The organism is Thermomicrobiales bacterium (genome assembly GCA_023954495.1).
Taxonomy (GTDB): Bacteria; Chloroflexota; Chloroflexia; order Thermomicrobiales; family CFX8; genus JAMLIA01.
Map to the genome: position 1 here is coordinate 1 of JAMLIA010000112.1, position 8,318 is coordinate 8,318.

The window sequence follows — 8,318 nt, forward strand, 5'->3', positions numbered from 1 at the left end:
CGACGAACTCGCGCGGTGGCTGCGTCGAATCACGCAATGCCGGGCGAACCGCCACCAGGTAGTATACCCCTCCCCCGAGCCAGACCGCGGCTGCAAACGCATGCGCCAGACGGAGAAAGAGCAGGAATCCCTCACCGGCGCTCATGGCAGCAACGTCACCCGGAAAGCCCCGGGAAACCGGACATCACTCGCTGCCCATAGATCGCCAGCCGGAACATCTGTCCACTAACAAACAACACGCCGATAGCGATCATCGTCACGCCACTGACTGCCGCAACCAGCCCAGCATTCCGCGTGCCCCAGTTGATCACCCCACGAATGCGCCCGACCCCCGCGCCAACCAACAGGAACGGGATACCCAGCCCCAGCGAGTAGACAGTCAGCAGCAGCGTTCCGTAGCGCACCGTATCAGCCGTGCTGGTGTAGACGAGGATCGACGCCAGGATCGGCCCAAAGCACGGCGTCCAGCCAAAGCCAAACGCCATCCCCAGCAGCAGCACCTCACTCGGCGAGAAGCTGCGCGGCTCAAACTGCACGCGACGTTCACGCATCAGGAATGGCACGCGGAATCCCCACAGGATCACGAGTCCCATCACGATCATGAACAACCCGGAGATGCGCGTCAGTGGTTGTCGGTACTGATCGAGCATGTCGCCGAACACCGACGCTGACGCACCGAGCGCAATGAACACCAGCGAGAACCCGAAGACGAAGACGAGGCTCGGCCACAGCGCCCGCACCCTCGGAGGCAACGTCGTGGCGTGCGACCCCGCAGCCGAGCTCGTGATAAGCGACAGATAGCCGGGCAGCAGCGGCGCAACACACGGGGACAGGAATGAAATGAACCCCGCGCCAAATGCCGTCAGCAGCCCGATCGACGACACGCTACTTCCGCGCCTCCGCAACCATGTCCTGCAGTTGCTGCAGGCTGGTCACCGGCCCCGGCAAATGCGCCACCAGGTTGCCCTCAGCATCCACTACAAACGTCTCCGGCACGCCACTCACGCCATAGTCAATGCCGATGCGATCGTCGCTGTCCGGACCCGTCGGGTAGTTCACCTTGTATGTTTGCAGGAATTTCTGCGCGTCGCTGTCGACATCCATCACATTCACGCCAACCATGATGACATCATCGGCCAACGCCCCACGTGCAGTCGTCAGGAGCGGCATCTCATCGCGGCACGGATCGCACCACGACGCCCAGAAGTTGAGCAGCACGATCTTGCCACGCTGGTCAGACAGGCGAAACTGATCGCCGTCAAACGTCGTTATCTCAAAGTCCCGCGCCGGCTTGCCATCTTCCAGCACCAGCGCGCCAGATGCATTCACCCGCCCGCGATCCGCGAGCCGTGCACCTTCCGGGGCAAACAACGCATAGGCAAGGACACCGAGCAGGGCACCGACCATCACGAGCGCAACGATCGGCACGATGACCGTTCGGAAGAGACTCCGCGGTAGGGGCGCTGCCTGCTCCGAACTGTCGACCGCAGGCTCAGGTGACTCAATGGATCCAGGTTGCTCTTGCATTGCCGCTCTCCCGGCATACGTGAACGCGGCGCGCACATTCGTGGGGGAAGAGGGACTCGAACCCTCACACCTTGCGGTACGTGCTCCTAAGGCACGCGCGTCTGCCGATTCCGCCATCCCCCCGGATGTCTCCCCCAGCCCGCATCAGTATAACAACCCACCCCCGCAAATCGTCCCGCCAGACACAGCACCAAATGACACCCGACAGCGAGAGAGCGATGTTACGTCGGACTGTTTCGGGCGGGTGGGAGATTTCTCACTGCGGTTCGAAATGACAGATTGCGAGGATGGCTGTCGGGCCGTGCTCGGCAATACTGACTGCTTACGTGTTGCTTCTGCCAGCATGTCAAGCGGTCCGCATGGCAACTACGCTTTCGGTCCTGTCATTTCGAACCGCAGTGAAGATCTCCCTGCCGATACAGTCCACACCGCAAATTGCCCCAACGCACGGCCCTAACCACACGACTGCCCAAAAACACAAACACGCCGAGACGCGAGCGCTCTTCGCGCCTCGTCCCAGCGTGTTGTTTTATATCCGTGCTACCTGCTGGGCTAGCTGCCGCAGCCGCAGCCCTGCGCGGTCTCAGCGTTCATGCCCGTGTCGAACGAGTGGCCGCAAGCGCACGACGCGACAGCGTTCGGGTTGCGAACGGTGAAGCCGCCACCCATCAGGCTGTTGACGAAGTCAATCTCAGCCCCGCCGACATACATCGCCGAAAACTCATCGATCACGAGCTTGACGCCCTTGGACTCGATGACGGTGTCGCCCTCGTCAGCCATCTCTTCGATGGACATGCCATATTGCAGACCTGAGCAACCACCCGGAGCTACGAACACACGCAGCGCATGATCCGGCGTGCCCTGCTCAGAAAGGAAGTCACGGAGCTGGTCGACAGCCTCGTCCGTAATCGTAAGCATCGACATAGTGCATCCTCCTATGGAACCAGCGCCCCCCTGGCGCTATGAATCTACCTGAGTATATACCCATTCCGAAACCGAGAGGATTATAAACCAGCTTCTGAATTTGCAACATCCAGTATTTGGCGCAATTGCGTTAGCTGACTCCGGAGCGCCGCTGACTCCCTCTGATACTCAAGGACCAGCGCCCGAGGTCGAGCCGCTGCCAGCACCATCTGCAATAGCCGTACATCCTCATCAGTCAGCTCAGCGTGAGCATCGTCCAGCAAGCCCGCATGCTCGCCATGCTCCAGCGGTCGTGGGCTGCTGACATGCACCTCGCCGACGCGATCCAGCGGCAACTCCGCCAGCAACTGTTCAGGTGCAATGCCGAGCCAGCTCGCCGACACACGCAGATGCCCGATATCGAGCAGCATGCCGCAACCGCTCGCATCCAGCACCTGCCGGATGAAGTCCGACTCGCAGACGAACTCGTACGCTCCTTCCGGGCAGTAGTCGAGATTCTCCAGCAGCAACGGCACCTGCACCATCTCGTGCGCCGCCGTTGCGGTCGTCGCGATTCGTTCCAGCAACTCGTCGCGCGGCAGCACCTGCGACACCGGCAGCATGTGCTCCTCGAACCGGACGCGCTCGCAGGAGAACCCGAGATGCAAGCTGAACCACGGGCTCTGCGCCGCGCGGATCGCCACGTTCGCCCGCGCAGCCCAATCGCCATCAACATAGCCGGTGTCCGCCAGGCTCACGTCCATGTCAAGGTTGTGCAGCAAAAGCGGGGCCGGTCGCGCCGCTAACGCCGCGTCCAGCCCCCAGCCAGGCACCTCTACGATGTCAACCAGTGAATCGAGATCGTCCAGCGCCGCCAATGCCGGAGACCAGGTTGCCCCCAGCATCGTCCGCGCGCTGGGTGTCACGCCGCCACCGATGACAGGCAGCGTCGAATCGCGTCGCCAAACTCAACCGTCGACAGCGCTGATCCGCCTTGCGCGACATCAGCCGTCCGCACGCCGGAGTCGAGCGTCTGCGCGACTGCCGCTTCGATCGCGTCCGCCTGCGCATCCAGCCCGAAGGACACTCGCAGCATCATCGCCGCCGACAGGATCGCTCCGGTTGGATTGGCGATGCCCTTGCCGGCGATGTCCGGCGCCGATCCGTGAATCGGCTCATACACACCGAAGGTCCCGTCCGCACCGATGCTCGCCGACGGCAGCATCCCCAGCGAACCAGCCAGCACCGACGCCTCGTCACTCAGGATGTCGCCGAACGTGTTCTCCATGATGAGCACATCGAACGACGCCGGATTGGCAATCAGACGCATCGCGCAGGAATCGACCAGTTGATGCTCGGTGGTCACATCGGGAAAGTCGGCAGCGACCTCATCAACGATCGTCCGCCAGAGCTGGGAGGTCGCCAGCACGTTCGACTTGTCGACGCTTGTGACTTTGCGCCGCCGTCCGGACGCCAGGCGGTAGCCCAGCTCGGCGATACGGCGAATCTCGGCCTCGCTATATGCCATCGTATCGACCGCCTGTCGGCCCTCGTCGGTCGTCCACTGCTCGGACGGCTTGCCGAAGTACAGGCCGCCGGTCAGCTCCCGCACGATCAGCAGATCGACGCCCCGCACGACATCCGGCTTCACCGGCGTCGTGTCGGCCAGCGCATCGAACACCTTCACTGGCCGCAGGTTCGCGAACAGCCCCAGGCTGTAGCGCAACTTCAGCAGGCCAGACTCTGGCCGCAGATCGCGCGGCTGCTTGTCCCAGGCCGGTCCGCCAACCGCACCGAGCAGCGCACCGCCGCAGGCACGCGTCGTCTCGATGTCCTCGTCGCGGACTGGCACTCCATAGGCGTCGATCGCCGAGCCGCCGATCTTGGCCGTCTCGAACGCGAACGAGACGCCGGTCGCCTCCCCGACCGCCTCGATTGTCTTCTGCGCCTCGGCAATCACCTCCGGCCCGACGCCATCGCCGGGCAGCAGCATGACCCGCTTCGTCTCCGTATCCGTCACGAAGTCGCCCCCGACTCCGCCTCACGCTGCCGCACTCGCTCGGTGACCGCCTCAATCAGTCCACCGGCGTTGACGATCTCCTGCACATACGGCGCGTGCGGCTTGGCGGTGTAGGTCTGGCCCGTGCGCGTGTTGACCACGAATCCTTCGGTCGTGTCAACCTCCAGGATGTCGCCTGTCTCTGCATCCGCCACCGCCTCGGGACACTCCACCAGCGGCAAACCGATATTGATCGAGTTGCGGTAGAAGATCCGCGCATAGCTCTCGGCCATCACCAGCGACACGCCCGCGCCACGAATGGCGAGCGGCGCGTGCTCGCGCGATGAACCGCAGCCAAAGTTCTTTCCGCCGACAATGATGTCGCCTTCCTGAACCTTCTGCGGGAACTCCGGGTCGATGTCCTCCATGACATGCTCGGCCAACTCCTTGGCATCGAACGTCAGCAGGTGGCGCGCCGGGATGATGACATCTGTATCGATGTCGTCGCCGAACTTCCAGACTCGTCCTCGAAACTGCATGGTCCCCCCGTCATCCGATTCACCAATTGCGCCGCGTCACCCACGGTGCGCGCATCATTCAGTCGTCTGGCGAGCTGCATAACTGCGGCCCGTTAGGCGACAGGTGCTTTGCTCTCAACCATCGCCGGCGTGCCGACGTGCCCGAGGATCGCGCTGGCGGCAGCTACCCGCGGGCCGGTCAAAATCACGTCCGACTCGCGATGCCCCATCCGTCCGCGGAAGTTCCGGTTGGTCGTCGAGACACAGCGCTCGCCCTTGGCCAGCACGCCCATGTAGCCACCGAGGCACGGCCCGCAGGTCGACGTGCTGAAGACAGCCCCGGCGTCCATGAAGATCTCGTCGAGCCCTTCCTTGGCCGCCTCTCGCGCGACCTTCTGTGAGCCCGGAATGACGATGCAGCGCACCATCGGATGCACCTGATGGCCACGCATGACCTCGGCCGCCGCCCGCAGGTCCGACAGTCGCCCATTGGTGCAGGAACCGATGACGACCTGATCGATCGGGTCAGTACCCACCGAGTCCGCATCATGCACGTTGGACGGCAGGTGCGGCAACGCCACAACCGGCTTGAGGTTCGTCACGTCGATCTCAACGATGCGAGAGTAGGTCGCGTCCGGATCGGAGGCAAACGGCGTGTAGTTGCCGTCTGTCACCTGGTCCAGGAAGCCCTTGGTGATGTCGTCAAAGGGGAAGATGCCGGTGTCGCCGCCGGCCTCGATCGCCATGTTGCACATCGCGATCCGGTCATCCATCGGCAACGCATCGATCACTGGCCCTGTGAACTCCATGACCGAGTTCAGCGCACCATCAACGCCGATCTTGCCGATCGTGTGCAGGATCAGATCCTTGCCGCCAATGTCCGGCGGCAGCGTGCCGGTGTAGACGAACTTGATCGTGTCCGGCACCCGCACCCAGGTCGTGCCGAGCGCCATCGCCGCTGCAATGTCGGTCGAGCCCATGCCAGTCGAGAAAGCGTTGAACGCGCCATAGGTGCAGGTGTGTGAGTCGGCACCAATGATGATATCGCCGGGTCTCGTCAGACCGTTCTCCGGCAGGACGACGTGCTCGATACCGGCACGACCAATCTCAAAGTACAGCGTGCCCTGCTCGTGCGCGAACTCGCGCATGATCTTCGCCATCCCGGCCGCCTTGATGTCCTTGGCCGGCACGAAGTGATCCGGCACGAAGACGACCTTCTTCGGATCGAAGACCGATTTCAGCCCCGTCTTCTTGAACTCGGCGATCGACAACGGCGCGGTCACGTCGTTCGTCATCACTAGATCAACCGCGACCTCGACAATCTCGCCCGGCGTGACGCTCTCCCGCCCGGCCCCCTTGGCCAGGATCTTCTGGGCCATCGTCAGTCCCATGTCAGACCACTCCCTCTGCCTTCAGCGGCGCATCCACCGCCACCGCTGCCCGATTCAAAGCCGTCAGATACGCTCGCACACTCGACTCGACGATATCCGTCGTGACGGCGTGCCCGCTAAAGATCTGCCCATCGACGCGAATCCTCACCGACACCGAGCCCTGCGCGTCTTCGCCGGGAGTCACGGCGTCGATGTGATACTGCTCCAGCTCGGCATCAATCCCTGCTACCTGATCGATCGCTTGATAGATCGCGTCGATCTGCCCGTTGCCGCGCCCGGTCGCCTCACGCTCGACACCGTTCACGTTGACGATGACCGCCGCTTCGGCACCACCTTCCGACCCCGAGTTCGAGCGCCAACCAAGAAGAACATACGGCTCAACCCCGACGTGCTGGAACGACTCCTCGACGATCGCTACGATGTCCGCATCCGTGACCGTCTTCTTGCGATCGGTCAGCTCAATGAAGCGGAAATACAGCGTCTGCAGACGCTCGGCGTCAAACTCGTAGCCCAGTTCCTTCAGACGCTCGCGGAAACCCGCTCGGCCAGAGTGCTTACCCATCACGAGCTTGCTGCCGGTCCAGCCCACCGAATCCGGCGTCATGATCTCGTAGTTCTCCGGATGCTTGATCACGCCGTCCTGGTGAATGCCGGACTCGTGCGCGAACGCGTTCGCGCCGACAATCGCCTTGTTTGGCTGCACCGGAATGCTCGATGCGCGCGTCACCGTCCGGCTGGTCGGTACGATCTCACGAGTGTTGATCCGCAGATCGTACTCCCCAAAGTAGTCGCGGCGGGTTCGCAGCGCCATCACGACCTCTTCGAGCGCCGTGTTGCCGGCCCGCTCGCCGATGCCGTTGATCGTCACCTCAACCTGGCGCGCCCCGGCCTGAATCGCCGCCAGCGTGTTCGCCGTCGACATGCCCAGGTCGTCGTGGCAATGCACCGAGATTGCCACGTTCTCAATCCCCGGCGTGTTCTCCTTCAGGAACTCGATCAACCGCGTGTATTCCTCAGGCGTCGTGTAGCCAACCGTATCGGGAACGTTGATCGTCGTCGCACCCTCTTCGATCGCCGCGCCGAACAGCTTCGCCAGAAAATCCCAGTCCGCCCGCGTGGCGTCCATCGCCGAGAACTGCACGTCCGAGAGATAGCTCTTGCAGCGCCGTACCGCCGCCCGCGACATCTCCAGCACCTCGTCCGGACTCTTGCGCAACTGGTACTGCATCTGAATCGGCGACGCGTTGACGAACGTGTGGATACGCGGATTCTCTGCCGTCCGCACGCCCTCCCAGGCAGCATCGATGTCGGTCAGATGCACCCGCGCCAGTCCGGCAACCACGACATCCTTCACCTCGCGCCCGATCATCTGGACCGCTTCGAGATCGCCCGGCGACGCCGCCGGATACCCCGCCTCGATGATGTCGACCCCGAGGCGTACGAGTTGCCTGGCGACGTCAATCTTCTCCGGCGTCGTCATCGTCGCGCCCGGAGACTGCTCACCATCACGGAGTGTCGTATCGAAAATCAGAATCCTGTCAGCCACGATAGGTGCCTCTCTCGTATCGAAAACAGTGGTCGTTGTCAGATGGCCCCGCGATGGGGCCTGGTAAGCAGGAGCGAACCTCGCGACCACCGTCGCTGGCTGCTCTGCTCCACCTGCCGATACCCCATCATGCGCTCCACGGCCTTCGACCTGCTCCGATTCCAGAGAAACAAAAAACCCGCCCCTCAATAGGGACGGGCTCAACCCGCGGTACCACCCTGATTGACCGTCACCCTTCTCCCGGAAGTTCGGGAGGTGACAGCCCACTCGGAAAGCTGTAACGGGCTGACCCGGCGCGATCTAACGTTGTTCTGTTCGATCGCGCGGCTCGGGTGCGAGTTCGTGTTGCGTCTCATGCCGGTCTCTCACCAACCACCGGCTCGCTGCTCAGGCGCGCACACTACTACTCACCGTCGTCGCCATCTGTGCAGCGC

8 protein-coding genes, 1 tRNA gene and 1 other annotated feature are annotated in these 8,318 nt (G+C 63.0%); all 9 genes read right to left on the reverse strand.

From position 1 onward, the window contains the following. Positions 1 to 155 precede the first annotated feature (155 nt). A complete protein-coding gene (locus M9890_14800) occupies positions 156 to 884 on the reverse strand; it encodes a cytochrome c biogenesis protein CcdA (GenBank protein ID MCO5178222.1) in 729 nt (242 codons plus the stop codon). Position 885: 1 nt separating this feature from the next. Then, the gene (locus M9890_14805) at positions 886 to 1,527 is read right to left on the reverse strand and encodes a TlpA family protein disulfide reductase (protein MCO5178223.1); all 642 of its coding nucleotides are present in this window, start codon (positions 1,525 to 1,527) and stop codon (positions 886 to 888) included. A gap of 41 nt (positions 1,528 to 1,568) precedes the next feature. Next, a tRNA-Leu gene (locus tag M9890_14810) sits at positions 1,569 to 1,650 on the reverse strand. 429 nt (positions 1,651 to 2,079) lie between these two features. Then, positions 2,080 to 2,445 (reverse strand): iron-sulfur cluster assembly accessory protein, encoded by a 366-nt coding sequence (locus tag M9890_14815; protein ID MCO5178224.1) that lies wholly within the window; start codon positions 2,443 to 2,445, stop codon positions 2,080 to 2,082. Between the two features lie 86 nt (positions 2,446 to 2,531). Then, the gene (locus M9890_14820; GenBank protein ID MCO5178225.1) at positions 2,532 to 3,356 is read right to left on the reverse strand and encodes a DUF692 family protein; all 825 of its coding nucleotides are present in this window, start codon (positions 3,354 to 3,356) and stop codon (positions 2,532 to 2,534) included. After that, positions 3,353 to 4,450 (reverse strand): 3-isopropylmalate dehydrogenase, encoded by a 1,098-nt coding sequence (gene leuB / locus M9890_14825; protein MCO5178226.1) that lies wholly within the window; start codon positions 4,448 to 4,450, stop codon positions 3,353 to 3,355. Before leuB ends, M9890_14820 begins: the two co-directional genes overlap by 4 nt. After that, positions 4,447 to 4,968 carry a 3-isopropylmalate dehydratase small subunit gene (locus M9890_14830; protein MCO5178227.1) on the reverse strand — a complete coding sequence of 174 codons (522 nt, stop codon included), beginning with the start codon at positions 4,966 to 4,968 and terminating at the stop codon, positions 4,447 to 4,449. The genes leuB and M9890_14830 overlap by 4 nt, the downstream gene beginning before the upstream one ends. Positions 4,969 to 5,060: 92 nt before the next feature. Further along, positions 5,061 to 6,338, reverse strand: coding sequence for a 3-isopropylmalate dehydratase large subunit (locus M9890_14835; protein ID MCO5178228.1), 1,278 nt, complete (start codon positions 6,336 to 6,338; stop codon positions 5,061 to 5,063). 1 nt (position 6,339) lies between these two features. Then, complete coding sequence (locus M9890_14840; protein ID MCO5178229.1) at positions 6,340 to 7,884, reverse strand: 2-isopropylmalate synthase; 1,545 nt, start codon at positions 7,882 to 7,884, stop codon at positions 6,340 to 6,342. Between the two features lie 187 nt (positions 7,885 to 8,071). Beyond that, positions 8,072 to 8,310 (reverse strand) — a binding site (T-box leader). Positions 8,311 to 8,318 lie beyond the last annotated feature (8 nt).